General features: G+C 67.6%; 28 protein-coding genes and 1 tRNA gene. 12 read left to right on the top strand and 17 right to left on the bottom strand.

From position 1 onward, the window contains the following. Positions 1–113: 113 nt before the first annotated feature. Positions 114–326 carry an alkylphosphonate utilization protein gene (locus FHT36_RS22660; RefSeq protein WP_024280870.1) on the bottom strand — a complete coding sequence of 71 codons (213 nt, stop codon included), beginning with the start codon at positions 324–326 and terminating at the stop codon, positions 114–116. 15 nt (positions 327–341) lie between these two features. Then, positions 342–1,967, bottom strand: coding sequence for an acyl-CoA synthetase (locus tag FHT36_RS22665; protein WP_169124728.1), 1,626 nt, complete (start codon positions 1,965–1,967; stop codon positions 342–344). A gap of 237 nt (positions 1,968–2,204) precedes the next feature. On the opposite strand from FHT36_RS22665, the gene FHT36_RS22670 reads away from it, so the two are divergent. Next, on the top strand, positions 2,205–4,121 hold the full coding sequence (locus FHT36_RS22670; protein WP_169124729.1) for a propionyl-CoA synthetase: 1,917 nt from the start codon (positions 2,205–2,207) through the stop codon (positions 4,119–4,121). Between the two features lie 86 nt (positions 4,122–4,207). Here FHT36_RS22670 and FHT36_RS22675 read toward each other — a convergent pair whose 3' ends face one another. Both FHT36_RS22675 and FHT36_RS22680 read right to left on the bottom strand, forming a co-directional pair. Then, complete coding sequence (locus FHT36_RS22675) at positions 4,208–4,528, bottom strand: hypothetical protein (RefSeq protein WP_348644550.1); 321 nt, start codon at positions 4,526–4,528, stop codon at positions 4,208–4,210. 41 nt (positions 4,529–4,569) lie between these two features. Next, the gene (locus FHT36_RS22680) at positions 4,570–4,887 is read right to left on the bottom strand and encodes a hypothetical protein (protein WP_169124730.1); all 318 of its coding nucleotides are present in this window, start codon (positions 4,885–4,887) and stop codon (positions 4,570–4,572) included. Between the two features lie 331 nt (positions 4,888–5,218). Between FHT36_RS22680 and FHT36_RS22685 the strand changes: the two genes are divergently transcribed. From FHT36_RS22685 to FHT36_RS22695, 3 genes are all read left to right on the top strand, one after another. Further along, positions 5,219–5,926 carry an outer membrane protein gene (locus FHT36_RS22685; RefSeq protein WP_024280865.1) on the top strand — a complete coding sequence of 236 codons (708 nt, stop codon included), beginning with the start codon at positions 5,219–5,221 and terminating at the stop codon, positions 5,924–5,926. A gap of 204 nt (positions 5,927–6,130) precedes the next feature. Next, entirely contained in the window at positions 6,131–7,045 is a 915-nt protein-coding gene (locus tag FHT36_RS22690) for an MBL fold metallo-hydrolase (RefSeq protein ID WP_169124731.1), read from the top strand. A 17-nt stretch (positions 7,046–7,062) separates the two neighbouring features. Continuing rightward, the gene (locus FHT36_RS22695; RefSeq protein ID WP_169124732.1) at positions 7,063–7,785 is read left to right on the top strand and encodes an SOS response-associated peptidase; all 723 of its coding nucleotides are present in this window, start codon (positions 7,063–7,065) and stop codon (positions 7,783–7,785) included. Positions 7,786–7,788: 3 nt separating this feature from the next. Here the strand turns inward: FHT36_RS22695 and FHT36_RS22700 are convergent, their stop codons facing one another. Beyond that, positions 7,789–8,568, bottom strand: coding sequence for a DUF1499 domain-containing protein (locus tag FHT36_RS22700; protein ID WP_169124734.1), 780 nt, complete (start codon positions 8,566–8,568; stop codon positions 7,789–7,791). A 41-nt stretch (positions 8,569–8,609) separates the two neighbouring features. Next, a complete protein-coding gene (locus FHT36_RS22705) occupies positions 8,610–9,353 on the bottom strand; it encodes an HAD family hydrolase (RefSeq protein ID WP_169124735.1) in 744 nt (247 codons plus the stop codon). 578 nt (positions 9,354–9,931) lie between these two features. Between FHT36_RS22705 and FHT36_RS22710 the strand changes: the two genes are divergently transcribed. Then, positions 9,932–10,909, top strand: coding sequence for an extensin family protein (locus FHT36_RS22710; protein ID WP_246702401.1), 978 nt, complete (start codon positions 9,932–9,934; stop codon positions 10,907–10,909). Between the two features lie 154 nt (positions 10,910–11,063). Here the strand turns inward: FHT36_RS22710 and FHT36_RS22715 are convergent, their stop codons facing one another. Continuing rightward, positions 11,064–11,666: a L,D-transpeptidase gene (locus FHT36_RS22715; RefSeq protein ID WP_210257932.1), complete on the bottom strand. Its 603-nt coding sequence runs from the start codon at positions 11,664–11,666 to the stop codon at positions 11,064–11,066. Between the two features lie 313 nt (positions 11,667–11,979). Between FHT36_RS22715 and FHT36_RS22720 the strand changes: the two genes are divergently transcribed. Next, a complete protein-coding gene (locus FHT36_RS22720) occupies positions 11,980–12,183 on the top strand; it encodes a hypothetical protein (RefSeq protein WP_024280859.1) in 204 nt (67 codons plus the stop codon). Positions 12,184–12,437: 254 nt separating this feature from the next. Next, a complete protein-coding gene (locus tag FHT36_RS22725) occupies positions 12,438–13,412 on the top strand; it encodes a magnesium transporter CorA family protein (protein WP_169124738.1) in 975 nt (324 codons plus the stop codon). A 9-nt stretch (positions 13,413–13,421) separates the two neighbouring features. On the opposite strand, the gene FHT36_RS22730 is transcribed toward FHT36_RS22725, so the two are convergent. Both FHT36_RS22730 and pdxH read right to left on the bottom strand, forming a co-directional pair. Then, the gene (locus tag FHT36_RS22730) at positions 13,422–14,138 is read right to left on the bottom strand and encodes an SDR family NAD(P)-dependent oxidoreductase (RefSeq protein ID WP_169124777.1); all 717 of its coding nucleotides are present in this window, start codon (positions 14,136–14,138) and stop codon (positions 13,422–13,424) included. 105 nt (positions 14,139–14,243) lie between these two features. Further along, a complete protein-coding gene (gene pdxH / locus FHT36_RS22735; RefSeq protein WP_169124739.1) occupies positions 14,244–14,885 on the bottom strand; it encodes a pyridoxamine 5'-phosphate oxidase in 642 nt (213 codons plus the stop codon). A 96-nt stretch (positions 14,886–14,981) separates the two neighbouring features. On the opposite strand from pdxH, the gene FHT36_RS22740 reads away from it, so the two are divergent. From FHT36_RS22740 to pap, 4 genes are all read left to right on the top strand, one after another. Then, entirely contained in the window at positions 14,982–15,389 is a 408-nt protein-coding gene (locus FHT36_RS22740; RefSeq protein WP_169124740.1) for an RT0821/Lpp0805 family surface protein, read from the top strand. A 127-nt stretch (positions 15,390–15,516) separates the two neighbouring features. Further along, positions 15,517–16,467, top strand: a complete 951-nt coding sequence (locus tag FHT36_RS22745) for a DnaJ C-terminal domain-containing protein (protein WP_169124741.1) — start codon at positions 15,517–15,519, stop codon at positions 16,465–16,467. Between the two features lie 121 nt (positions 16,468–16,588). Further along, entirely contained in the window at positions 16,589–17,041 is a 453-nt protein-coding gene (locus tag FHT36_RS22750) for a MaoC family dehydratase (RefSeq protein WP_029555753.1), read from the top strand. A 42-nt stretch (positions 17,042–17,083) separates the two neighbouring features. Then, positions 17,084–18,571 carry a polyphosphate:AMP phosphotransferase gene (pap, locus tag FHT36_RS22755; protein WP_169124742.1) on the top strand — a complete coding sequence of 496 codons (1,488 nt, stop codon included), beginning with the start codon at positions 17,084–17,086 and terminating at the stop codon, positions 18,569–18,571. Here pap and FHT36_RS22760 read toward each other — a convergent pair. Further along, on the bottom strand, positions 18,568–19,575 hold the full coding sequence (locus FHT36_RS22760; protein WP_169124743.1) for an MBL fold metallo-hydrolase: 1,008 nt from the start codon (positions 19,573–19,575) through the stop codon (positions 18,568–18,570). The two genes, pap and FHT36_RS22760, sit on opposite strands and share 4 nt — an antisense overlap. A 61-nt stretch (positions 19,576–19,636) precedes the next feature. Next, a complete protein-coding gene (locus tag FHT36_RS22765) occupies positions 19,637–20,011 on the bottom strand; it encodes a helix-turn-helix domain-containing protein (RefSeq protein WP_169124744.1) in 375 nt (124 codons plus the stop codon). Positions 20,012–20,189: 178 nt separating this feature from the next. On the opposite strand from FHT36_RS22765, the gene FHT36_RS22770 reads away from it, so the two are divergent. Then, on the top strand, positions 20,190–21,206 hold the full coding sequence (locus FHT36_RS22770; protein ID WP_169124745.1) for a zinc-binding alcohol dehydrogenase family protein: 1,017 nt from the start codon (positions 20,190–20,192) through the stop codon (positions 21,204–21,206). Between the two features lie 15 nt (positions 21,207–21,221). Here the strand turns inward: FHT36_RS22770 and FHT36_RS22775 are convergent. From FHT36_RS22775 to meaB, 6 genes are all read right to left on the bottom strand, one after another. Beyond that, positions 21,222–21,296: transfer RNA gene (locus FHT36_RS22775), tRNA-Gln, on the bottom strand. 769 nt (positions 21,297–22,065) lie between these two features. After that, on the bottom strand, positions 22,066–22,848 hold the full coding sequence (locus FHT36_RS22780) for an enoyl-CoA hydratase-related protein (RefSeq protein WP_169124746.1): 783 nt from the start codon (positions 22,846–22,848) through the stop codon (positions 22,066–22,068). Positions 22,849–23,321: 473 nt separating this feature from the next. After that, on the bottom strand, positions 23,322–24,137 hold the full coding sequence (locus FHT36_RS22785) for a TIGR02186 family protein (protein WP_169124747.1): 816 nt from the start codon (positions 24,135–24,137) through the stop codon (positions 23,322–23,324). Then, a complete protein-coding gene (locus FHT36_RS22790; RefSeq protein ID WP_169124748.1) occupies positions 24,134–25,060 on the bottom strand; it encodes a sulfite exporter TauE/SafE family protein in 927 nt (308 codons plus the stop codon). Before FHT36_RS22790 ends, FHT36_RS22785 begins: the two co-directional genes overlap by 4 nt. 88 nt (positions 25,061–25,148) lie before the next feature. Continuing rightward, positions 25,149–25,772 (bottom strand): peptidase C15, encoded by a 624-nt coding sequence (locus tag FHT36_RS22795; RefSeq protein WP_169124750.1) that lies wholly within the window; start codon positions 25,770–25,772, stop codon positions 25,149–25,151. Positions 25,773–25,776: 4 nt separating this feature from the next. Continuing rightward, complete coding sequence (meaB, locus tag FHT36_RS22800; RefSeq protein WP_169124751.1) at positions 25,777–26,763, bottom strand: methylmalonyl Co-A mutase-associated GTPase MeaB; 987 nt, start codon at positions 26,761–26,763, stop codon at positions 25,777–25,779. Between the last annotated feature and the right edge of the window lie 54 nt (positions 26,764–26,817).

Genomic DNA, 26,817 nt, shown 5'->3' on the forward strand with positions numbered 1-26,817 from the left:
GATTGCAAATCGTGTCTGTAACCCCGGGTCATCGGGCAATCACGTAAGCGGAGCCTGACCAGTCCTCCCGAAATGGGCCGCACTGGACTTGGCGCATTGTCCAAGTGACGCGCTCAGGCCTTCTTCACGAACTCCGTGCGCAGCACGAGGCCCTTCACCTTCTCGACCTTGCAGTCGATCTCTTCGGGATCGCCGGTGAGGCGGATGCCCTTGACCAGCGTCCCGCGCTTCAGGGTCACCGAGGTGCCCTTCACCTTCAGGTCCTTGATGAGGGTGACATTGTCGCCGTCCTTCAGGACGGCGCCATTGGCGTCGCGGACTTCGATATCGGACATCTTTCCTCAAACCTCCTTGGCCAGCTCGCGCAGGCGGAACTTCTGGATCTTGCCGGTGGAGGTCTTGGGGATTTCCTCGAAAACCACGTGGCGGGGGCACTTGTACGCCGCAAGATGAGCGCGGCAATGGGCGATGATGTCCTCGGCCGTCGCGCTCATGCCGTCGCGCAGCTCGACAAAGGCAACGGGTGTCTCGCCCCACTTCTCGTCGGGCTTGGCCACCACGGCGGCGGCGGCGATCGCCGGATGCTTGTAGAGGGCATCCTCCACCTCGATGGAGGAGATGTTCTCGCCGCCGGAGATGATGATGTCCTTGGAGCGGTCCTTGAGCTGGATATAGCCGTCGGGATGCTTCACCCCGAGGTCACCGGAGTGGAACCAGCCGCCCGCGAAGGACTTCTCGGTGGCCGAGGGGTTCTTCAGATAGCCCTTCATCACCACGTTGCCGCGGAACATGACCTCGCCCAGGGTCTCGCCGTCGGCGGGGACGGGAACCATGGTCTCAGGGTCCATCACGTCGAGGGCTTCCAGCGCGCTGTAGCGCACGCCCTGCCTGGACTTGAGGAAGGCCCGCTGCTTGGCGTCGAGCGCATCCCACTCCGCGTGCCAGTCGTTGACGACCGCCGGGCCGTAGACCTCGGTGAGGCCGTACACATGTACCACGTTGAAGCCGGCGTCCTGCATGGCGGCGAGCACGGCCTCCGGCGGCGGGGCGGCGGCGGTGATGAATTCCACCCGGCTGGGCAAGGGGCGCTTGTCCGCTTCCGCCGCGTTGAGCAGCGTGGACATCACGATGGGCGCGCCGCACATGTGCGTCACCTTGTGGTCGGCGATGGCGTCGAACATGGCCTTCGCCCGGACCTGGCGCAGGCACACATGGGTGCCGGCCACCAGCGTGATAGACCAGGGGAAGCACCAGCCGTTGCAGTGGAACATGGGCAGCGTCCACAGATAGACCGGATGCTTGCCCAGCCCGCACGTCACCACGTTGCCGACCGCCAGCAGATGCGCGCCGCGGTGGTGATAGACGACGCCCTTCGGATCGCCCGTGGTGCCGGAGGTATAGTTGAGGGCGATGGCGTCCCATTCATCCGCCGGCGTCTTCCATGCGAAGTCCTCGTCGCCGGTGGCGAGAAAATCCTCATATTCCATCACCCCGATACGCTCGCCGGCGCCGGTGAACTCGGGGTCGTCATAGTCGATGACCAGCGGCTTGCGGACGGCGAGGGCGAGGGCCGCCTTGATGACGGGAGAGAATTCCCGGTCGGTGATGAGCACCTTCGCCTCGCCGTGGTCGAGGGTGAAGGCGAGGATGGCGGCATCGAGCCGGGTGTTCAGCGAATTGAGCACCGCGCCCACCATGGGCACGCCGTAGTGGGCTTCCAGCATGGCCGGTGCATTGGGCAGCATCACCGCAACGGTGTCGCCCACCCCCACGCCCACCTTGGCCAGCGCCGAGGCAAGCCGCCGGCTGCGGGCATAGAATTCGCGGTAGTTGCGCTTCAACTTCCCGTGCAGGATGGCGGTGTGGTCCGGGAACACGCTCGCCGCCCGCTCCAGAAAGCCGAGAGGTGTCAGCGGCTGGAAATTGGCTGCGTTCCGTTCGAGATCCTGGTCGTAGATGCCGGCCATCGTGTCCCCCTCTCGCCCGAAAGCTTGTGTTCGCGCCGGGATTCCGGTCGAATTGGAGCGCGAACCTAGCCGAGGGCGGCAGGGCGAAGCAATCGGCCGAGCCCGATACCAAAGTACCAGTTCGCAGCATGTGGTTGCGGACCCGGGCGACAAACGTCTTACGCATTTGTGCGAGCTTGCGCCGTAAAAACGGTCCCGGCACTACCGGGCCAAAGAAGACCCTTGAGGGAGACGTCCATGTCCATTGATGGCGCGAGCCGCTACGCGCAGGCCTATGCCGGTTGGAAGACCGATCCATCCGCCTTCTGGGCCGAGGCCGCCCGGGGCATCGACTGGGCCCGGCCGCCGCAGGCCATCTTCGACGCCGACGCCGGCGTCTACGGCCGCTGGTTTCCCGATGCGGTGGGCAATGTCTGCCACAACGCGCTGGATCGCCACGTCGCGGCCGGCCGTGGCGATCAGGCGGCGCTGATCTATGACAGCCCCGTCACCGGCACCAAGCGCACGCTGACCTATGGCGAGATGCTGAAGGAAACGGCGACCCTTGCGGCCGTGCTGCAGGACATGGGCGTCGGCAAGGGCGACCGGGTGCTCGTCTACATGCCGATGGTGCCGGAGGCGATCTGCGCCATGCTGGCCTGCGCCCGCATCGGGGCGATCCATTCGGTGGTGTTCGGCGGGTTCGCGGCCAAGGAGCTCGCCACCCGCATCGAGGACGCCGAGCCGAAGGTGATTCTTGCGGCGTCGTGCGGCATCGAGCCGAACCGTGTCGTGCCCTACAAGCCGCTCTTGGACCTCGCCATCTCCATGTCGGCGGTGAAGCCGGAGCGCTGCCTCGTGCTGCAGCGGACCCAGGGGCCGGGCACGCTCGTGGAGGGCCGCGATCTCGACTGGCAGGCCGCGGTGGATGCCGCGGCCGCAGCGGGCAAGGGCGCCCCCTGCGCCGACATGCTGGCGACCGACCCGCTCTACATCCTCTACACCTCCGGCACGACCGGTAAGCCCAAGGGGGTCGTGCGCGACACCGGCGGCTACATGGTGGCGCTCGATTGGAGCATGAAGAACCTCTACGGCATCAAGCCCGGCGAGGTGTTCTGGACCGCCTCCGACATCGGCTGGGTGGTTGGCCATTCCTACATCGTCTATGCCCCGTTGATCCTGGGCGCGACCACGCTGGTCTACGAGGGCAAGCCGGTGGGGACACCCGATGCGGGCGCCTTCTGGCGTGTGATCGAGGAGCATGGCGTCGTCGCGCTGTTCACGGCGCCGACCGCGCTGCGCGCCATCAAGAAGGAGGATCCCGACTGCCTCCTGAAGCACGGGCGCGACCTCTCGCGCTTCCGCACCCTGTTCCTGGCCGGCGAGCGGGCCGATCCCGATACCGTGGTTTGGGCACAGGAGCAGCTGAAGGTGCCGGTGGTGGACCACTGGTGGCAGACGGAGACCGGCTGGGCGATCGCCGCCAACCCCGTGGGCCTCGGCCTGCTGCCCATCAAGCTCGGCTCGCCCACCGTGCCCATGCCCGGCTACGACGTCCAGATTGTGGACGAAGCGTCGAAGCCCGTTCCCGCCGGCACCATGGGCTCCATCGTGGTGAAACTGCCGCTGCCTCCCGGCTGCCTGCCCACCCTGTGGCAGCAGGACGACCGCTTCGCCGAAAGCTACCTCGCCGAGTTCCCCGGCTACTACAAGACCGCCGACGCCGGCTTCCTGGACGATGACGGCTATGTCTTCGTCATGGGCCGCACCGACGACATCATCAACGTTGCCGGCCATCGCCTGTCCACCGGCGGCATGGAGGAGGTGCTCGCCTCCCATCCGGACGTGGCTGAGTGCGCCGTCATCGGCGTGAAGGACGAGCTGAAGGGTGAGGTGCCGTGCGGCTTCGTCGTGCTCAAGGCCGGAGAGCGGCGGGCACCGGATGTCATCGAGAAGGAACTGGTGGGGCTGGTGCGCGACCGCATCGGGCCGGTGGCGGCCTTCAAGCTCGCGGTCACCGTGAACCGCCTGCCCAAGACCCGCTCCGGCAAGATCCTGCGCGGCACCATGAAGAAGATCGCCGACCATGATCCCTGGACCGTGCCCGCCACCATCGACGATGCCGGTGTGCTGGAGGAGATCGAGGGGGTGCTCAAGGAGCGCGGCATCGCCTGAAGGGGTGCCGCTTTTTGACCCTATCGAGGCCGGGCAAATGCCCGGCCTTTTTGCGTTCGGCTACCGGGATTTTCGGGCATCCAAAGTCAACGCCGCCCGCCATCGCGATAGGGGACGTAGCAGCTGTAGCCGATGAAGCACTGGGGATTGTCGCGCGTCGGCACCCATTCCGGACGGGTGTCCTGGTCATAGACGCAGAAGGTCCGGTCGCGCACGTAGCGATCATAGAGGGTGGGGGAGGTGGCGAGCACCACGGCGCCCTTCGATTGAATGAGGGCCGCGGCCTGGTTGCAGGTGAAGGAGCGGCTCTGCGTCTGCGCCGCCGCCGGCCCCGCGAGCGCGGCAAGGCCGGCCACAATCACAAGGCCGAGAGCCGGGCGGACCCGGCGGGTGGTGCAAGTCTTCACGGCATCCTCCTTCACGACAGACGGTTCCGGCCGGTCGTTCCTCACCGGAAGGAATTCTCCCGGGTCGGCACGTAGCAGGTATAGCCCACGAAGCATTGCGGATTGTCCTTCGTCTTGATCCATTCCGGCTTCAGCTGCTCGAAGCCGGAGCAGTAGCGCAGGGAATTCACGTAGCGGTCGAAGATGTTGGGCCCCGTGCCTATGACCACGGCGCCATTGGAGGCGACCATTCTGGCCGCCGCAGCGCATGTCATGGTGAGGCTGTCGGGCCGCGCCCATGCGGCGCCGGAGGTCATTATGGCGAGCGCCGCCCCGGCCGCGACCGACCGCGCGAAAGGGGGGAATCGGTAAAGTTGCATGGCGTCCTCCTTCGGGACCAACGAACCCAGTCTACGTTCGGGCCCATGAGAACGGCTTGAAGGCCGTTGTTTTTACGAACAATTTACCTTTTGGGTCCGGTGAGAAGGCCGATAGGCGGCGAAGGGGCGGGCATCACCCCTATGTAGCGGTAGCATACTAGGAATTTGGCTCCGGGTTGTGCTGATTTGAGGTGACTGTGGCAAGAATGTTACGGCATTCCGGCGAGACCCCTGCTAAATAAACCTCACTGGACGAAACGACTCGTGGCTCTCCGCAGCTGCCGACGATTTCGCCCAAAGCACGAGTTACCCAAGCAAGGGGGTTTTGGTCATGAAGCGGTTCCTTCTCGCCACTGTCGCGCTGGCGGCGCTCTCGGCTCCGGCCGCGGCTGCTGACCTGGCGACGAAGTATCCCGTCAAGGCGGTGGCCGTTGTCCCGGTGTTCTCCTGGACCGGTTTCTACATCGGTGGCAACGTTGGCTACGGCGGTGACTCGTTCACCTACGACGTCAACTACTTCGGCTCCCCGGTCGCCTCGGCCAGCCTGAACTCCTCCGGCTTCTACGCCGGTGGCCAGATCGGCTACAACTACCAGTTCGCCAACAACGTCGTTCTCGGCATCGAGACCGACCTGCAGTGGTCGAACATCGCTGGCAACGTCAGCGCCTCCGTGCTCGGCCTGCCGGTCGTGAGCGCTGGCACCACCATCGACTACTTCGGCACGATCCGCGCCCGCCTCGGCTACGCGATCGACCGGTTCCTGCCCTACATCACCGGTGGTGTGGCCTACGGCAAGACCGCGACCTCTGCCTCGGTCCTCGGCGTGCAGGTGTTCGACAAGTCCAGCACCAACTGGGGTTGGACCATCGGTGCCGGCGGCGAGTTCGCCATCACCAACAACTGGACGTTCAAGGCCGAATACCTCTACGTCGACCTCGGCTCTGCGAGCGTGGACGCCGTTGCGATCGCGCCCGGCCTGAGCGCCAGCACGGACTCCAAGTTCAACTCGTTCCGCGCGGGTGTGAACTACAAGTTCTGATCGAAGCTCTGCTTCATCGCGAAGCCCGCTGCCTCGGCAGCGGGCTTTTCTTTTGCCTGCGCGGCCTCGGCTTGGAGACCCGAGCCAGTTCCGGTCCGGGCCGCCGTTTCCGACCCATCCAAGCGCATCAGCACGCACCGATCCGCCGGAGCCCGCCACCGCCGCGGTTGTCGCTGATGCCTCAACTGGGCTAGCGTTGCCCCCATGAGCGACGAAATCGCCTTCGACCGCAGCTTCGATGTTCCAGCCGGCCGCCTCGATCAGGTGACGCCGCTTGTCCGGCGCATCGTGGCGCCCAATCCTTCGCCCTTCACCTTCACCGGAACCTGCTCCTACATCGTGGGCAGAGGTACGGTGGCGATCATCGATCCAGGGCCGGACGATCCCACTCATATTGCCGCGCTCCTCGATGCGGTCCGGGGCGAGACCGTCAGCCACATCGTCATCACCCACACCCATCGCGACCATTCCCCCGCGGCGCGCGCCATTCAGGCCGCCACAGGTGCGCCGACTGTTGCGGAAGGGCAACATCGTGCCGCCCGCCCGCTCGCCATCGGCGAAGTGAACCCGTTGGACGCCAGCGCCGACATGGATTTTCGACCGGACGTTGTCCTGCCCGACGGCGAGGCGGTCGCTGGCCAGGGCTGGACGCTGACCGGCATCGCCAGCCCTGGCCATTGCGCCAATCACATGGCCTTCTCGCTGGCCGAGGAAGATCTCATCTTCTCCGGCGACCATGTGATGGCCTGGGCCACCTCCATCGTCGCGCCCCCGGACGGCTCGATGGGCGACTACATCCGATCGCTCGAGCGTTTCGCGGCACGCACCGAGGCGGTCTACCTCCCCGGCCACGGCGGGCCCGTGCGCGACGCCCCGGCGTTCGTGCGGGATTACCTCGCCCATCGCGTGGCGCGGGAGGCCGCGATCCTGCGTGCGCTGGATCGCGAGGTGGAGACGATTCCCGATCTGGTGCGGGGCATCTATATCGGCCTCGATCCTCGGCTGGTGGGGGCGGCATCGCTCACTGTTCTGGCGCATCTCGAGCATCTGGTGGCCAGCGGCCGGGTCGTCACCGACGGAACGGCAGCCATCACTGGCCGATTCCGCCGGGCGGCCTGACGCGAGAGACGGCAGCCATGTGCGGGCGGTTCGTCCAGCTGACGCCCCCGGCGGCCCTTGCCGCTCTGTTCGGGGTTGATCCGACGCTGTCGCCTCTGCCCAACGTCCCGCCCCGCTACAACGCGGCGCCGACACAGGATCTCATGGTGGTCCGCCGAAATCCGGAGACGGGGCGACGCCATCTCGATCTGTTGCGCTGGGGATTGGTGCCGTCTTTCGCCAAGGGGCCATCCGGCGGCGCCAGTCTCATCAATGCACGCTCGGAGACTGTTGCCGAAAAGCCCACCTTCCGCGCCGCCTGGCGGGTCCGGCGCCGCTGCATCGTTCCTGCCGACGCCTTCTATGAATGGAAGGCCGTGGACAAGCGGCGCCAGCCCTTCGTCATTTCCCGCGCCGATGGCTCTCCCATGTCCTTCGCCGGCCTGTGGGACGGCTGGAAGGATCCCGGCACCGGCCAATGGCTCCGCACCTTCACCATCCTCACCTGCCCGGCAACGGAACGCCTGCGCCCCCTGCACGAGCGTATGCCGGTGATCCTGCCCGACACGGACATCTCGGCCTGGCTGGAGGGGGAGGAGGGCGCAGCGCTGATGCGCTCCTACCCCGGTGAAGCGCTTCGCCTGACCCCGGTTTCTACCGACGTTAATTCCGTACGCAACGAAGGTCCGAATTTGGTGGAGCCGTTGGCACCGGACGAGGCGGCGGCCGCCGCCGCGCTTTTGGCGCCATCTGCGGTCTGAGACTCAGCGCCGCCGACGCTCGGCCGCCAGGTCCGCCATCAGCGCCTCGATGCGCTGGGCGTTGGTGCCGAGGTCATGGATGCCGTAGCGCGCCGAGGAGCGCACATCGACCCGCGCCCCCTTCGCGGTCGGACGTATGCGGATCGAGACGTCGCTGCGGAAGCCCATGACGGGTGAAACGGCCACGGCCTCGATCTGCCCGTCGCGCCTGGTTCCGCGCGGGGGAATCGCATCGAGGATGTGCCAGCGCCGCTTCTGCACCAGGGCGAGGACCGTATTGAACGCCTCCTCCGGTGTTGCCGTGAGGTCGACCGGCTTGATGCCGGGATAGGCAATACGCTGGGCCTCGGCCGCCGCGGACCCACCGAAGGCGAGGCCGTTGGCATCCCGGGGATGGGCGAGCATGAGGGCACGAAAGCGGGGCGGATCAGTGGGGTCGGTGGCGATATCGGTGAGTTTCGGCAGCATCATGCCACGCGCGAGAACGGCGGCAGGACCAGCCAGGACCAGCCCGCCGATGGCCACGGCGGCGATGGCGCGGCCGATACCCAGCCACCCCGTCTCCCAGGTGATGAAGAAGGCGACGATGCCCATGGCGGCAGCGACGAGGGCCAGAACAAGGCCAGCCCCCAGCGTGGCGATCGCCGGCTGGAAGTCGAGCATGCCCGCGCGATAGAGCAGCGCAGCCAGTGCCACCACCGGCACCGAAAACAGCGCCAGCCGGAAGCTCCAGCGGGCCAGAGGCGAATAGCGCTCCTCGGTGTAAAGCCGGCGTCTGATCATCCTGCGGCCTGTGGTGCGCGTTCTGCGCCGTTGCCGGTTGGTTAGACCGCGTTTTCGCCGGCGAGGGAAGAGGCTTTGCCCCCCGAGGCGAGGAGGACATCGGGCAGGTCGTCCACGCTGTCCACCACGAGGTCTGCGTCGGTGACGAGATCGTCCACCGGTGCCGGGCCACTGCGCACGAGGATGAAGTGCGCGCCCGCTCCACGCGCGGACGCGAGGTCGTGGGCACTGTCGCCGATCACCGCCATGGCGTCCGGGCGGTGGCCGAACCGCGCGGCGAACGCCGCCACCATTCCCGGGCCGGGCTTGGAGCCGAAGCCGGAATCGTAGCCGTGAACTGCATCGAGAAGGTCGAGGAAGCTGAGGGCCTCGGCCTGCTGGCGAGCATTCTCCTCGGCGTCGTTGGTGACGATGGCGAGGGCGAAACCCGCCGCCTTCAACCGCTGTAGCGCCCGGGCGGGATGGCCGATGGGCGTGAGGTTGGCGAGCCCCTCGGCCGCGAACAGGCGATCGATCTCCGCAAGGAAGTCGCCGTCGGCGGGGCGGCCCAGAGCATGAGCCCAGAGCGGGCCGTAATGGGCCGACGAGCCGGAAACGAGGGGCGAGGTGGGCAGGAAGCGCTCCTCGTCGGGGAGATAATGGCTCACCGCCTCCAGCCGGGCGACGGCATGGGCGTCATCGCGCGCCATCTGCCGCATGACTGCACCGGCCGCTCGGCCCCAGGTGCGGTCGAAGTGCACCAGGGTGCCGTCCTTGTCGAAAAGCAGCGCGGTCAGATCCTGCATGGGTTCATTCGCTGGGCGGGGAGGGGCCCCCGCAGGCCGGCTCGACCGCGGCGGAGGACGTCTTTAGTATCACGTGCATGTCATCCAGACGACCCGCCGTTCCGAGCCGTTGCCAGACCAAGCCCGATGCAGCGCTGCGGAGGGCGGTGCCGTGGATGGCCGGGTTGCCGGTTGCCATGTGCATCGGCTTCGCCGCATTCACAGCGCCCGGCCCAGCAAGCGCGGCGACCCCGCTGCCACCCACCAAGCCCAAGGACATGAAGGCGTCCTCTGCCGTCGTTGCGCGGGTCCCGTCCCTGCGCCCGGCACCGCTTCCACCCCGACGACCGCCCGAACTGGCGGAAGAGGACAGCGAGGCGGAGACCGAGGGGCAGAGTGCGGCGCAGCCCGAGGGACCGGTGGACATTGGCACGGCCGATGGGTTCGTGCGGGATCCCGCACGGCCCCCGCCGCGGCCGCAGGTGGCCTCGCGGGAGACGGCGCCCGACGCAGCGTTAGCCCCAGGCGGCCCGAGGGGGGCCTCTCCATCGGCCGTACCCCCCATCGTCGCGCCCTCGGTGCCGGCAGGTCCCATGGTGATGCCTGCCGCCTGCGCCGATCTGGTGGCGGAAGGCGTGATCGAGGCCAGCCTCGAGACGTCCCTCTCTCCCAATCCAGTCTGCGGCACGTTCATCCCGGTTAGGCTGACCGCGGTGCGGCTCGCTGATGGACGGATGATTCCGCTGAAACCGGCTGCGATCTCACGATGTGAAATGACCGTGGCAGCCGCGGCGTGGATGAGTGAGGCGCTGGCCCCCGCCGTGGCTGCGGCCGGCGGGGTGCTGTCGGCGATCCGCATCGCCGATTCCTATAATTGTCGCCCGCGCAACCGCGTGGCGGGCGCCAAGATGAGCGAGCACGGCCGCGGCAATGCGGTGGATGTGGGCGGCTTCGAGCTGGGCGACGGACGTGTGTGGACGGTGGCGAAGGGTGGCCTGCCGACGGCGCTGCGCGCGTCCATGAAGGACAGCGCCTGCACCCGCTTCGCCACGGTGCTCGGCCCAGGCTCCGACGGCTATCACGAGGACCACATCCATGTGGACCTCGCCCAGCGCCGGAACGATTTCAAGCTCTGTCACTGGAACCTCGACGCAGGTTCGGCTGTGGCCTCGCGCAAGGATAAGCCGGGGGCGAATGCTCCGGCGGCGTCTGCCGAAAGCGGAGCTGGCGGGGCGTCTGAGGACAAGGAGGCGGCGGACAAGGAGGCGGCTGCTGCCGCTGGGACTGCCGAGACCGAGCCGGAGAGTGCTCCGGCGCCTGCGCCCAAGGGCAGTGCCGCGGCGGGGAAAGCCGCTCAAGGCAAAGGCACGGCTGCCAAAGGGACGGATGCGAAGGGAACGGCTACCAAGGGCGCGGCCGAGAAGGGCGGGCAGTCCACAAACGGCCAGGCAAAGACCGGCCAGACCATCGGCTCCAAGCCCAAGAGTGCCCAGGACAAGAGTGCCCAGGACAAGAATGCTCAGGACAAGGGTGGTGGTTCAAAGAGCACCCAGCCGAAGCAGAGCCAGTCAAATTGAGCGTTGCTCAGCTGAGCGCAGATGGGTCGGCCATCCGATGCATCGACTTCAAAGGGCGCTACGGCCGGCAGGCTTCGTCGTGTTCGTCGGGCGATGCCCAAACAAAAAGGGCGCGGCCAAGCCGCGCCCTTTTTACGTCTGAAGATAAATCAGCTCAGAGCACCACGACCTCGGCGCCCACCGGAACGCGGCTGTAGAGGTCGATGACGTCCTCGTTGAGCATGCGGATGCATCCCGAGGAGATCGCCTGGCCGATATATTCCGGCTGGTTGGTGCCGTGGATGCGGAACAGGGTGTCCTGATTGCCCTGGTAGAGGTACAGGGCGCGGGCGCCCATGGGATTGTGCGGGCCGGGCGCCACGTAGGACGGCAGGCCGGCAATGCGCTGGTGGATTTCCGGAGTGGGAGTCCAGCTCGGCCATTCGGTCTTGCGACCGACCTTGGCCTGGCCGCGGAAGGCGAGGCTTTCCTCGCCGACGGTCACGCCGTAGCGGATCGCCTTACCGTTGCCTTCCACATAGTAAAGAAACTTGTTCGGAGTATCGACGACCACCGTGCCCGGCTTCTTATTGGTCGGATACTCAACGATATGCCGCGCAAAATCGCCCGAAGGCTTCACATTCGGATACGGCTTGTTGGCAAGAAGCTGCTTGTCCCGCGCCGTCATTGCCGTGTCCGGCGCCGGCGCCACCGTTCCGGAGATGCAGCCGCTGAGCATCAAACCTGTCAGCAGTGCCCCGACCGCTCGCCACATCATGTCTCGCCTCTTAACTCTGCCCTTGACGCACAAGGAGGATTCGACCCGCGAGAATGAATTAACCCAATGTCCGCTTCGCTAGAAGGGTGTTCGGATGGGGCGGTGTTGCTTGTGCGAAGGCGTTGCAGAAATGCCTCACAGATTGACCTTTCGGCACCCTATTTGGAGTTTCGCAAGCTTTGGGGCGCCTACTCTTCGTATGACCGCGGAGAAGACGCATCGGCTGCACAGTTTTGACGCAGTTGATCGCCATCTCTGAAGGGGTCACGCGAAGGTGCCGCTGCGTAACGGCGCACCACACAGGAGTTGGGACATGTCTACCGGACACCAAGGGCTCAGCCCCCGGGAGGAATCGGATCTGAAGCGTACGGCGCAGAGCCAGCAGTGGCGCGACATCGGCATCTCCGCCGTCGCCGCGGCTGCGCAGCAGGCGAGCGACAAGAAGGCGGTCGAGGCCAAGGCGGCCCAGGCCAACAAGGTCGTCACCCTCAAGGACATCGACTTCCTCGCCGCCTGAGGCAGGAGCGATGGTCCACCCGGAACCGGCGCGGGGGCCGGACCGGGGTGGTGAAGGCGGTGCGCTGGCCGCAAGGTGTCACGCATCGACAACCCCACGTCCCGATCGGCGGCGACACTGCTTTGCCGCCGGACGTCCGGGTGGGTGGTATCCGCAGCTGCAAGTGGACGCGACGGCGGTCGCACCTCCCGATCGGCTCGGTTCCCACGCGCCTCGCGGCGGGCTAGAAGGGCGGGCCGATCAAGGACCGCCGCATGATCTTCGCCTACATCTCCAGACAAGGAAGCCTCGAGGCCGTTCCGATCACGGACGGACCCATCCCCGAGGCTGCGGTCTGGGTCGACCTGATCTCCCCCACCGAGGCCGATGACACTCGGGCGGAAGCGTTCGCCGGCATCTCCGTTCCCACGCGGGAGGAGATGGGCGAGATCGAGCAGTCGAGCCGCCTCTATATGGAGGGCGGCGCGCGCTACATGACTGCCACCATCCTCTGCGGCGCCGATACCGAGACGCCGGTGATGCTGGCCGTCACCTTCATCCTCACGCGCGGCCGCCTCATCACCGTGCGCTACGGCGAGCCCCGTGCATTTCCCTCGGTCTCGAACCGGCTGGGCAAGTCATGCCCCGCGACGGTGAAAGGCGAGGATATCCTTATCGAGCTTCTGGAAGCCGTGGTGGATCGCTCCGCCGACGTGCTGGAGCAGATCGGCGCGGACGTGGAGCGCATCTCCCGGCGCATCTTCGAGCGTTCCGACGGACGGGAGAATGCCAACCAGCGCTACCGCGCCATCCTCTCCCATATCGGCCGCAAGGAAGGGCTCGTCTCCTACGCCCGCGAGAGCCTCGCCTCGCTGCAGCGGCTCATTTCCTTCCTGGGGGCGGATTCTGATGGCTCGACCATCGCCAAGGACGGCAAGGCCAATATCAAGTCCATGAGCCGGGATGTCGCCGGCCTTTCAGACTATGCCGCCTTCATCGGCGACAAACTGCAGTTCCTGCTGGATGCCACCATCGGCATGGTGGGGCTCGAACAGAACAACATCATCAAGATCTTCGCCGTGCTCTCCGTGGTGCTGATGCCGCCGACGCTCATCGCCTCGATCTACGGCATGAACTTCCAGCACATGCCGGAATTGGCGGAGACCTACGGCTACCCGCTCGCACTTTGCGCCATGGTGGTATCGGGCATCCTGCCCTACGTCTTCTTCAAGTGGCGCCGCTGGCTCTAGGCCGCAGCGTCAGACGTGCTGGCCGCCATTGATGTGGATCTCGGCGCCATTGAGGTAGGAGGAGGTCTCCGTGCACAGCACGTAGATGATCTTCGCCACCTCGTCCGGCGTGCCGAGGCGCTGCATGGGGATCTGCGCGACGATCTTGTCCGTGCCCGGCGAGAGGATGGCGGTGTCGATCTCCCCCGGCGCGATGGCGTTCACCCGGATGCCGCGGCGGCCGAAATCGGAAGCCATCTCCCGGGTCAGGGAGGCGAGCGCTGCCTTGGAGGTGGCATAAGCCGCCCCTGCGAAGGGATGCACCCGCGAGCCGGCGATGGAGGTGACGTTCACCACCGAGCCTTGCGCCTTCTCCAGCTCGGCTGAAAGCCCGCGCGCGAGGATGATGGGGGCGAAGAAATTCACCTGGAACACGTCTACCCAGGTCTCGAGATCGGTATCCAGCGTGCCGAGGCGCGCACCGCCCTCGCCCTTGGGTGAGATGGCGGCGTTGTTGACGAGGGCGTCGAGCTTGCCCTCGGGCAGTCGGCTCTTCACTTCGGCGATGGCCGCCTTGGTGCTGGCTGGGCTCGAAAGGTCCACCTGCAGATGGTCCTCGGGGCCGGCACCCCACGGGCATTGCTCGGGGAAGGGATGGCGCGAGCAGGAGATGACGCGCCAGCCGGCCGCGGAGAAGCGCTTCACTGTGGCGTGGCCGATGCCGCGCGAGGCTCCGGTGAGGAGCATGATGCGCGGCCGGTCTTCGGTTTCCGATGTCATGTGTGAGCCTCGGCCACAGCCGGTAAGGTGAAGTTTCAGCCCGTGTCCGGGTCCAGCCCGGCCGGTCCCGGATCAGGGATAAAGCCGGGTCTTCGTCCAGGCCTCGCCTTCACCCGCGCGGCGGAACACCACGCGATCGTGCAGGCGGAACGGCCGATCGTGCCAGAACTCGATGGCCACGGGCAGGATGCGGAAGCCGGTCCAGTGGGGCGGGCGCGGCACGCTGCCGAGGGCATATTTCGCGGTGGTCGTCGCTACGGCGGCCTCAAGCGCAAAGCGTCCTTCCAGCGGGTGCGACTGCTTCGAGGCCCAGGCGCCGATCTGCGAGAGGCGGGGGCGGGTGGCAAAATAGGCGTCCGCTTCCGCGTCGCTCACCAGTTCCACCGGCCCACGCACTCGCACCTGACGGCGCAGCGACTTCCAGTGGAACACCAGCGCCGCCTTCGGGTGGGCGAGGAGCTCGCGGCCCTTGGCGCTGCCGGTGTTGGTGAAGAAGACGAATCCGCGCTCGTCCAGCCCCTTGAGCAGCACCATGCGCGCGTCCGGCAGCCCGTCCTCGTCCACGGTGGCGAGTGTCATGGCGTTCGGATCGTTCGGCTCGGACTTGCTGGCCTCCTCCAGCCACTCGGAGAAAAGACGGAAAGGCTCGGAAGATTCGGTGAAATCACCGGATGTTAAGGGATCACGGGGTTCCATGGTGTCGCTCGCCGTCATGTGGAGCCCCTCGTGTCTGACCGTTCGCACGCCTCTCGGGGCGGCTTCATCGTTCTATATAGAAGTGTCGGGCGCCCGCGCGAAGGGCTCGCCGCCATGGCAGGCGCGTGTCTTCTAGCCGCGCTCCTGTCCGGTTGCGCCAGCGCGCCGTTCCACGACGACGATTCGCTCGTCACCGGCTCCATCAAGGCGACGCCGGCCTCCCTGCCGGTGCCGGAAGGGCCGGCCCCCAAGGGCATCACCGCCAGCGACTGGACGCAGGCCAAGCTCGCCCTCGATCAGGCGCTCGCCGCCCGTGATGGCGATGTCTCGGTGCCGTGGGACAATCCGGAGACTGGCACCCGCGGAACGGCGACCCCGGTCGGCCCGACCCAGGCCGGCTGCCGCGGCTTCATGATCTCACTGGTGGACGGCAAGTCCGCCGATCGCTGGGTGCAGGGCGAGGCCTGCAAGGGCCGTACCGGCACGGTGCTCAATCAGGTCCGCCTGCTCGGGCGCGCCTGAGCCTCATCGAAAGGCATGGCGCGAAAAAGCGCAGGCCGTTTGAGCGGTGCCGTTGCATTTTTTGCGCCGCGAACCACATGTTCCGTGCGGCTGGCCGCCTGAGTGCCGGCCGGCGAGGTGACAATTCATGCGTGATCCCTACGACGTCCTCGGTATTTCCAAGACCGCCGACGAGGCAGAGATCAAGCGCGCCTATCGCAAGCTCGCGAAGAAGCTCCACCCGGACGCCAATGCGTCCGATCCCAAGGCCCAGGACCGCTTCGCCGAGCTGAACACGGCGCACGAGATTCTCTCCGACAAGGAGAAACGGGGCCAGTACGACCGCGGCGAGATCGACGCGGAGGGCAAGCCGCGCGCGCCGGAATTCACCGGCTTCGGCGGTGGCGGCCCCCGGCGCGGCCCCGGTGGCTTTTCCGGCTTCGACGGTGACACGATTTTCGAAAGCTTCTCCTTCGGTCCCGAAGGGGCCCGGCGCACGTCCCGTGGTGGCGGCGGCGGGTTCGAGGATATCGGCGACATCTTCGGCTTCGGCCGGCAGCGCCGGTCCGCCGGTGGCGGCTTCGCGCCCCAGCCGGGCGCCGACATGGAAATCACGCTCCCCGTCTCCTTTGAGGAGGCGACGCAGGGGGCGTCGAAGCGTGTCGGGCTGCCCAACGGCAAGCAGATCGACATAAAGATCGGCCCCGGCACCCGCGAGGGGCACCGAATGCGCCTGAAGGGGCAGGGCGAGCCGAGCCCCATGGGCGGCCCGGCCGGCGATGCCTACGTAACCATCTCCTATGCCCCGCATCCGCTGTTCGAGCGTGATGGCGACGATCTCAGGCAGTCTCTGGACGTGCCGCTCGCCGATGCGGTGCTTGGGGCCAAGGTGCGGGTGCCGACGCTCACCGGCGCCGTGGAACTCGCCATCCCGGCCTGGACCTCCGGCGGGCGCACCTTCCGCCTGCGCGGCAAGGGCCTGCCCAACGCGACAGGCGGCCACGGCGACCTACTGGCGCGGGTGAACGTGGTGTTGCCGGCGGAGAAGAGCGCGGAGCTGGAAGAGCTGATGCGCAAGCTGAAGGGGGAGGCGGCCTGACGCCGCCTCTGCCCTGGTCCGCCGCCCCTGCGACGTTCCGGCTTACCATTTCGGCCGACTTTCCACCCGTGCGGCTGGCTTCTAGAGTGCGCGCCCCGACAAGCATAACGGAAGCGCGCCCATGTTCCTCGAATTGCAGAACCTCTTTTTTGAAGACCTGACGGTTGGGCGCATCGAGCGCATGTCGAAGACGGTGTCTTCCTCCGACATCGTGGGCTTCGCCGAACTCACCGGCGACCGCAATCCCATCCATCTGTCCCAGCATTTCGCCGCGCGCACGCCCTTCGGCGGTCGGATCGCCCACGGTCTTTATACGGCGAGCCTGATCTCCGCCGTGCTCGGCACACGTCTTCCGGGTCCGGGCGCGGTCTACATCTCCCAGACGCTGAACTTCCGTGCCCCCGTGCGCATCGACGACACGGTGGAGGTGGAAGTGCGCGTGGTGGAACTGATCCCCGAGCGTTTCCGCGCCCGCCTCTCCTGCATCTGCACCGTGAAGGGCGAGGTGGTGCTGGATGGCGAGGCGTGGGTGAAGGTGCCGTCCGCCGCCACCCAGAAGGTTGCATCGGCCTGAGCGGTCGTACACGCTGCCTCCCCCGGCACGAGGAGAGGCGGCATGTTCGAATCCGCGACGTTCGCGCATCATCTCGACAAGGCCGCCTTCAAGGCCATGGAACCCAGCCTGCGCGAGGATTTGCTCACCGCGCAGTTCCAGCTCATCGAGCAGAAGCGGCGCAGCCTGATCGTCCTCATCCACGGCCCCGACGGCGCCGGCAAGGGCGCGGTGCTGAACCGCCTCTACGGCTGGCTCGATGTGCGCAAGCTCCAGACGCTGACCTTCGACATGCCCTGCGCGCGGGAAGACCGCCCGGCCATGTGGAAATACTGGCGCGAGCTGCCGCCCTTCGGCCAGATCGGCATCATGCTCGGCTCCTGGTACCACGCCCCCCTCTGCAAGCGGGCGCTGGACGAGATGAAGCGCGGCGACTTCATGGCGGCGCTGGAGGATATCCAGCGCTTCGAGGCCATGCTCCACGCCGAGGGCGTGAGCCTGCTCAAGATCTGGCTCTATCTCGACCCGGAGGAGGCGCGCACCCGCCTCAAGGGTGTCACCAAGGGCGAATGGCAGCGCCCGGTCGTGCGGGAGTGGGAGGAGCTGAAGGGCTCCGGTCCGCGCAAGCGGCTGCTCGCGATCTCCGAGGATGCCGCCCGGGCCACTTCCACCGAAACGTCGCCCTGGCATGTGGTGCCGGCCGCCGACGAGGAGTATCGCGACGCCATGGCCGGCAGCCTGCTGCTGGAGAAGCTGCGGTCCATGGTCGCCGAGCCGGAGCCTGCGCCCCAGCCGCTCGCGCCCAACCCGACTCAACTGCCATCGACGCTGCCGACCTTCTCCATCCTCTCGACCCTCGACCTCTCCAAGTCTCTCGATGAGGACGATTACGATCGCCAGCTGGCGCAGGAGCAGAGCCGCATCACCCGCCTCACCAATTCCCCGCGCTTCGCCGATGCGGGACTGGTGGTGGCCTTCGAAGGTTCGGATGCGGCCGGCAAGAGCTCCACGATCATGCGGCTGCGGCGAGCGCTCGATCCCCGGCACTTCCGGGTCCACCCCATCGCCGCCCCCACCGATGAGGAGCGCGCGCGGCCCTATCTCTGGCGCTTCTGGCGGCACATCCCGACCCAGGGGCGCACCGCCATCTTCGACCGATCCTGGTATGGCCGCGTGCTGGTCGAGCGGGTGGAGCGCCTGTGCGGACCGGACGACTGGGGCCGCGCCTATGGCGAGATCAACGATTTCGAGGCCCAGCTCTCGGCGGCGAACTATGTGGTGGTGAAGTTCTGGCTGGCCATCAGCCAGCAGGAGCAGGCGCGCCGCTTCGAGGAGCGCGAGACCGTCGCCTACAAGCGCTTCAAGCTGACTCCGGAGGATTGGCGCAACCGGGAGAAGTGGCCGCTCTACGAGGCGGCCGTGACCGAGATGGTGGATCGCACTTCCACCCGCATCGCCCCGTGGACGCTGGTGGAATCCGAGGACAAGCGCTACGGCCGGGTCAAGGTGCTGAAGACCATCGCCGACCGGCTGCAACAGGCGCTCGGCTAGACGCCGGGCGCGTCCCACACCTGCCCGGGGTGCAGCGGCAGAAAGCGGTGCCGCGCGATCCCGGCGGCGTCGAGCGCCTCGCCGAGTGCCCGCTTCGGGGCATCCTGCCCCTCATCTGTGAGGCGGAACGTGCCCCAGTGGATGCCGAGGCCCTGGGTGGCGCCAGTGTCCTCCAGGATGCGCACGGCCTCCTCGGGATTGGTGTGCTGGGGCGCCATGAACCAGCGCGGCTCATAGGCGCCGATGGGGATCAGCGCCACGCGCGGCGCGCCGAATTCGCTTCTCACCGACCGGAAGATGGCGCCGGTGCCGTAGCCCGTATCGCCGGCGAAATAGATCAGCCCCTCCGGCGTCGCCAGCACGAAGCCGGCCCACAGGGCGAAGCGCCGGTCCCGGATGCCACGGGCCGACCAGTGGTTGGCGGGATGGAGGATCGCGTCCACGCCCGCGCCGAGATCAAAGCGAGCGCCCCAGTCGCCGGTGGTGATATCGAGGGCCTTGAGCCGTGGGTGCAGGATCTTGTCGTTGCCGAGCGGCGTCAGCACGCGCGGGCGATGGGTGCGCTGGAGGCGACGCAGCGTCGCAAGATCCATGTGGTCGTAGTGGTTGTGGCTGAGCAGCACCCAGTCGATGGGCGGCAGGGCGGTGAAGGCGATGCCGGGCCGATTGTGCCGCTTCGGTCCCAGAAAGCGGAGCGGGCCTGCGCGCTCCGACCAGACCGGATCGGTGAGGATGTTCAGCCCCGCCACCTGGATCAGCACACTGGCGTGCCCGACCATGGTGACGCGGATGCCGGACGAGACGCGCGGAGGCGGCGTCTCCTGCCGCGTCGGGATTGGCCGCTCGGCTGGCCAGCCCACGGGCGCGGGCTCTTCCTCCCGCTTGGCGCGGCGCCAGGCTAGGAGATCCTTCAGGCTCTTGTCGGTGGAGGGGTGGTCGGGATTGAAGAAGCGCGTGCCGTCGAAATGATCCGAGGGCGGGCCATGATGATACGGACGGGGCATGGCCCGACACTAGCCGAATTTCCCGGAACTGGCGCGCGCGGCGAAGCGGCGCGCCGCGGCATTATTCGGCCGCCATCACATGCCCGGCGTCGGGAAACGGGCAGGCCGCGCCCTGCAGATGGCCGCGCCCGAAATCGGCCAGCGCCTCGACGACGCCGCGCAGGGCCTCGCCCTTCTGCGTGAGCCGGTAGCCGACCTGCGGTGGCACGGTGGGATAGACCCGGCGCAGCACCAGTCCGTCTGCCTCCAGTTCGCGCAGCGCCTTGGAGAGGATGCGCTGGGTCACGTTCGGCATCCTCCGGCGCAGCTCGGAGAAACGCAGCTCGCCGCCCATGAGGTGATGGAGGGTCGCGCCCTTCCACTTGGCGCCGATCAGCGCCAGCGCCGCCTCGACGGGGCATCCCGTTCCCGGATAGGTCACGTGGCGCCTTGCCAATGCTCGCTCCTCCAATCGCCATTGTGGCGGCGAAGTATGGCGGAGGGCGATCGCCCACGCCACACGGCGTATCATGACTGATACCAGCCCACCCGATTGTGCCGTCTTGCGCCGCGCGCCGGGCGATCAAGATTAGGGGACACCGGCGCGCCCTGCGCCAGCTTCGAGAGAGATCGTCATGAAGGCCATCGGTTACGTTGCCTCCCATCCCGCCGACAGTCCGGATGCCCTGTTCGCCTTCGAGGCGCCGACCCCCGTTCCGGGCCCGCGCGACCTGCTGGTGCGGGTGAAGGCCATTTCGGTCAATCCGGTGGACACGAAGGTGCGCATGCGCCGCCAGGGGACGGCCGAGGCGCCGGTAATCCTCGGCTGGGATGCGGCCGGCGTGGTGGAGGCGGTGGGCGCCGATGCCGGGTCGTTCGCGGTGGGCGACGAGGTCTATTATGCCGGTGCCATCACCCGGCCCGGAACCAATGCCGAGCTCCATCTGGTGGATGCCCGCATCGCCGCGCGCAAGCCGCGAACCCTCTCCTTTGCCGAGGCCGCTGCCCTCCCGCTCACCGCGCTCACGGCCTATGAGAGCCTGTTCGACCGCCTGCGCCTGCCGCGCGGTGTCGCCGACGACAAGACGGTGCTCCTGATCGTCGGGGCCGCCGGCGGCGTCGGCTCCATGGCGGTGCAACTGGCGCACCGGCTCGCCTCCGCCACCATCGTCGGTACCGCCTCCCGCCCCGAGAGCATCGCCTGGGTGAAGGAACTGGGCGCCGACCATGTGATCGACCACACCAAGCCGCTCGCGGGTGAGCTGAAGGCGCTCGGCCTTGGCGGCGCGCACCGCATCTTCAGCATCACCGGTACCCACCAGCATTGGCCGCAGTTGGTCGAGGCGCTGGTGCCCCAGGGCGCCATCTGCGTCATCGACGATCCCGCCGCGCTCGACGCCACCCTCCTGAAGCCCAAGAGCGGGGCGCTCGCCTGGGAGTCCATGTTCACCCGCTCCATGTTCGAGACCCCGGACATGGACGCCCAGCACCGCATCCTCTCCGAAGTCGCCGGACTGGTGGACGAAGGCCTCCTGCGCACCACCCTCGGCGCCCATTTCGGCCCCATAAACCCGGACAACCTCAGGCGCGCCCACCTCGTCCTGGAGAGCGGGCGGTCCATCGGCAAGATCGTGCTGGAAGGCTGGGCGTAAGGGGAGGCGTCGCGGTGGCTGGGGCGCCTGGATTCGAACCAGGGAATGGGGGAATCAAAATCCCCTGCCTTACCACTTGGCTACGCCCCAACGCGGCGGCGGAACATATAGGCGTGGGGGGCTCATGTCCACGGATCGGCGTGTGATTGCCGATGCGAATGGAGGGAGCCGTGCGCGTCGGTTGATGCGCCCGGCACACAAGCGGCGTGGCACCTGTGTATGGGCATGAAATTACGCAGCGTCATCAATCATTTGCGCCGCGATTTTGCCGTTGTCGCGTGGCGTGCTGACGTTGTGTCCGCGACCGGACCGTGTGCCGCGCCGCTTCGCGCGGCCCCTTTGGAGGCCTGCACCATGCGTGCACGTACTGCCATCCTCGCCTTGACGTTCGCCGCCGCTTTCGCCGCCCCTGGTTTCGCGCAGGGAACGACGGCACCCGCCACGACCAAGCCGGCCGCAACCACGCCGCCGGCTGCAACGACTACGACTCCTGCCGCCACGACTCCTGCGACCACCGCGCCGGCGGCCTCGACGCCAGCCAAGCCGGCAGCGACGGCTCCGGCCGCCACGGGTGCCGGGACTGCGGCCAAGCCGGGTGCGAAGCCCTCGGCCGGGGCGACCGCTGCGCACCAGCGTCAGGAGGCCTGCGGCGCAGAGTGGCGCGCGGCGAAGGCTGCGGGGAAGATTCCCGCCGGCCAGACTTGGCCTAAATACTGGAGTGCCTGCAATACGCGCCTCAAGGCGCAGGGAAAATGACGGGGTCTAGCCGGGCGCTTCGCGCCTGAGCGATGCCCATCAGCGCTGCGCATGCCCCAGATCCAGCCGACCTTCGTGCGTCGGCTGGTGAGCCCAAGCCGCGTCAGCTGCCCGAGAATCGGGGCGCCCGCTTCTCGGAGAAGGCGAGGCGGCCTTCGCGATAGTCGGAGCTGGCATTGGCAAGGGCGGTGGCGCGCTTCGCCTCGCCGGTAAGCGATTGGCTGCCGCTTTCCGCCGCGCGGATGGCGAGCTTTGCGGCCTTGAGCGTCAGGGGGGCATTCTCGGCAATGCGGTGGAGCGTGCGCTCGGCCAGCCCGTCCACTTCGGCCGCCGGGGCGATGAGGTCGACCGCGCCGGTCATGTAAGCGCGCTCGGCCGGCAGGCGGTCGGCGGTGAAAAACAACTGGCGCGCACCTTGGCTACCGAAGGCCCTGAGCACCCGGCCGAGGCCGCGCGGATCGTAGCCGAGGCCGAGGCGCGCGGCGGGAATGGCAAAGAAGGCGTCGTCGGCGGCGATACGCATGTCGCAGCTCGCCGCCAGCGCGGCCCCCGCGCCGACGCAGGCGCCGCGGATCACGGCGACCGTCGGGAAGGCCAGGCCCTCGATGGCCGAGCACGCCTGCTCCACCAGATCATCATAGCTCTGCGCCCCGGAGGCATCCGAGCGGGCGCTGTCGAAGTCCGAGATGTCGGCGCCGCCGGAGAATGCGAGGTCACCGGCGCCGCGCAGCACCGCCACGCGGATGTCCGTTCGCCGGCCCGCCTCCTGGGCGAAGGCGGAGAGCGCACGCCACATGGTGCTGGAGATGGCATTGCGGCGCTCGGGATTGGTCAGCGCAAGGCGGGCGATGCCCCCCTCGACGGTGATGGCGATGCTACCGGCCAAGGTCGTCTCCCTGCTCCGCCGGCGCTCCTTGCGGGCGCGGCTCCTTGCCTGCCGACGATTGCCGGTGGCTTGGACGTTCCTAGAGCACGGGCCGATGGGATTGCAACGCCATCGGAGAATCCGGCGCGCCTCCGAGAGCGGGCCGGGTTGGGTGCGGCACTGGCACGACGAGAGGGTGTCGGGTGGTAAAGGGGTTCGGGGCGGCGCGAGTGCGCCACCCCGTCCCCTACGGGCGCCGGTCAGGGCTTGGCACCCGAAGCACGTCCTCCAGGCCGCGCGCGGGCGCCGCAAATGCCTTTCGGAAGGTATTATAGTATTTTATCTATCGTCGTCTCTGTGTGGACGGGGATGGAAGCAGATTCAAGGAAAAAATGTTAGAACAGTTTTAAATTTGGGTGTTGGTATTCGCATCCGTCTGTTGATCTTCGCACCGGTTGCATACCAAAGCGCATCGGATGCCCGCTCTTCACAGCTCATTCCTTGCGGAACAATATGTTGGCGATGAAGCCTACAATCAGACTGCCTAGGGCCACCGCCAGTCCATATAGCAACGCATCGTTGAGGGCGAACTCTGCTACGCGTTGCTCGAAGCCGATCTTCCGCACCTCGAACGTGGCTTGTTCCGTTGCGGAAATCAGCCCGTTTCGCAGCAGCTTCACCTCGATCTGATACGCGCCGATGGGCGCGGCGCCGGGGATTCGGACCTCGGCGCGAAAGACGCGGGGCGCAAGGAAGGTGACGCCCTTCGGGTTCTCCTCGTAGAGCCCGTGCGCCGATTGCAGGCGGAGAAAGGCGGCCCGGAAGGGGTCGGAAGGCACGACGTCGGCGAAGTCGCCGCTCACCCGCTGGACAAAGATGTTGCGCGCGAGCCCGATCTGCTCCCGGCGCAGGATCGCGAGGCTCGCCATCTCGTCCGTCGGACGGTTCGACAGCACGGTCAGAAAGGCCGGCACGCCGATGAAGGTGCGGCTGTCGGTGTTCACCCACAGGCCGAGCACCTGGGCCTTGCGCCAGGTGGTGAAATCCTCCGCCGGCCCGCGCACGGTGACGACCACGTCGGGCGCGTCATCGATTGGGGCGCCATCGGTGGCCTCGGCGACGCCGAACAGGACAAGCTCGGCGCCGGAGAAGCTGGAGGAGATGCTGACCGTCTGCTGCGAGACGGAGAGCACCAGCCGGTCTGCGCGCGCGGGCCCGGTGACGAGACTCACCAGCAGCGCCAGGGTGAGGAGAACGAACCGAAGGAGCCATGCCGGCCCGGCCCCGACGCAGTTGCGGATCGGGCTCATCGGACCGTCTCCACCATGGTGACGGCGAAGGTGTCGCCCGGCGCGGTCACCAACTCGGCGCCTACCCGCAGCGCGACCGACAGCACCAGGAGACCCAGCAGCAGCCGCAGGTTTTCCGCCTTCAGGGTCTGCCCCGTGCGGGCGCCGAACTGGGCGCCGACCGTGCCCCCGATCATCATCACCAGCGCCAGCACGGCATCCACGGTGCCGTTGGCCACCGCGTGGAGCACGGTGGCCGCCGCCATGGTGACGAGGGTGAGCACGAGGGAGGTGCCGACCGAAGTCTGGGTCGGCACCCTCAGCAGATAGATCAGCGCCGGCACCAGGATGAAGCCGCCGCCGACGCCCAGCACCGCGCCGAGCAGGCCGATGACATAGCCGATGGCGATGACGGGCAGGGCCGAGATGTAGATGCGCGAGCGGCGAAACCGCATCTTCAGCGGCAGGCGCATGAAGGCGGGGCGCGTTCCCGGCCGCCGCACGGAGGGAGGTGCGCCGGATCGCGCCCTGAGAATGGCGCGCACGCTCTCCACGAGCATCAGGAGGCCGATGGCGCCCAGCAGCAGCATGTAGGAGAGGCGGATGGCGAGATCCACCTGCCCGATGGAGCGCAGCCAGAGGAAGAGAAGGACGCCTGATACGGTGCCCACGAGGCCGCCGGAAAGCAGCACCCACGCCAGCGTCGTATCCACCAGGCCCTTGCGCCAATAGGAAAGAGCGCCGGACAGGGACGAGGCCGCCATGTAGGGCGAGACGCTGGCCACGGCCACCGCCGGCGGCACACCGGTGAAGATAAGCAGCGGCGTCATCAGGAAGCCGCCGCCCACCCCGAACATTCCGGAGATGAAGCCCACCGCAAGGCCCATGGCGAGGATCGTGAAGATGGCGACGGGCAGCTCGGCGATGGGCAAATAAATCGTCACAGGCCGGCCTTGGGTACGTGGGGGTGGGCGAGCCTATAGCGGTTCGTTTCCCAAGGCGAAAGCTGTAGCTATCCCATCGACTTAGGTGTCAGACTGGGCACCGGGCCTCGGTGGCGAGGGCAAGAAGGATGGAAGACAGGCCTCGCCCCATCCGCATCCGCGATACCCCGGCCGGCCGGCCCTCGCGCCGTGGCAGGTGGACGAACAGCACCGGCCGCTGGCGCCCACTCTGCCGCGCAGCCCAGGCGAGGGCGTGGAAATAGCTGGCATTGCACAGATATCGCCCGGCATCGCGAGATGGGGCGGCGGCGATGCCGGCCCGGCGCAGGGCGTTGGCCTGCGGCCCGGCTGGGACACGCGATCGCAACAGATGCGGCCCGTCAGCGGCAAGACGGCGGGCCGGGGGATGGCGCCGGGCGGCGTCGGGCGCGGCTCGCGTGGCGTTGACTGCCTGCATCTCGATGGACACACGGCGGCGGCGGGCCGCGACGCCGAGGAGCAGCACCGCATCCGGGTCGAACGCATGGAGGCGGGCATCGAGCCGCGCCAGCGCATCCCATCGGGTGGGCAGGATCTCCAGCGCGATCTGGATGCCGCAGAGCGCAGGGCGGCGCAGGCGCAGCAGATCCGCCGCGAGCTGTTGCGAGGGGTTCACCGGCACTCCCGGAAACGGGCCGAAGGCGCAGACAAGGATGCGCAGCGGCCGGTTCATCGCCCTAGAGCCCGATGAGCCCGGCGATCTCGGCCGCCGCGAGGGCGGGCGAGAGGGCGCCTTCGGCCACTTCCCGCTCCAGCGCCGGCAACCGCGCCTTGACGCCGGGATCGTGGGCGACCTTCTCGGCGAGGCGCTCGTTCAGCAGGGTCCACATCCAGCGCACCTGCTGGGCACGGCGGGTGGCGGCGAAGGTGCCGGCCGCCTCGCATTTCTGCCGATGGAGCACCACCTGCTCCCACACGCCGGGAATTCCGTCCCCGGTCAGCGCGGAATAGGTCAGCACCGGCGGCGACCAGTGGGCCTCCCGCGCGCCGAGGAGGTGCAGCGCGGTCCGGTATTCGCCGGCGGCGGCGCGGGCGCGGTTGATGTTGTCGCCATCGGCCTTGTTCACGGCCACGATGTCCGCCAGCTCCAGCACGCCCTTCTTGATGCCCTGCAACTCGTCGCCGGCACCGGGCAGCATGAGCACGAGGAAGGTGTCGGTGAGATCGGCCACCGCCGTCTCCGACTGGCCGACGCCCACCGTCTCCACCAGCACCACGTCGAAGCCTGCGGCCTCGCACAGGAGCATGGTCTCGCGCGTCTTGGCGGCGATGCCGCCCAGCGTGCCGCCGGAGGGGGAGGGGCGGATGAAGGCGGCAGGGTCTACCGACAGGCGGGCCATGCGCGTCTTGTCGCCGAGGATGGAGCCGCCCGTGCGGGTGGAGGAGGGGTCCACCGCCAGCACCGCCACCCTGTGGCCGAGCCCGGTGAGGTAGGTGCCGAGCGCGTCGATGGTGGTGGACTTTCCCACCCCCGGCACGCCGGTGATGCCGATGCGATAGGCATTGCCTGTCTTCGGCAGAAGCGACTGGAGCAGAGCCTGGGCGCGGCGGCGATGGTCCGAGCGGCGGGATTCCACCAGGGTGATGGCGCGCGCCAGCGCGGCCCTCTCTCCCCGCGCGACGCCGGCGGCCAGTTTCTCGTCGTCGTGCACCGCGGCGGTCATCGCCTCTCCCCCATTCTGTAAAACTCAGCGGAACTCCGGTTCAAGCGTGAACGT

Origin of the sequence: Xanthobacter sp. SG618, assembly GCF_012932745.1 — a bacterium.
GTDB classification, from domain to species: Bacteria; Pseudomonadota; Alphaproteobacteria; order Rhizobiales; family Xanthobacteraceae; genus Xanthobacter; species Xanthobacter flavus.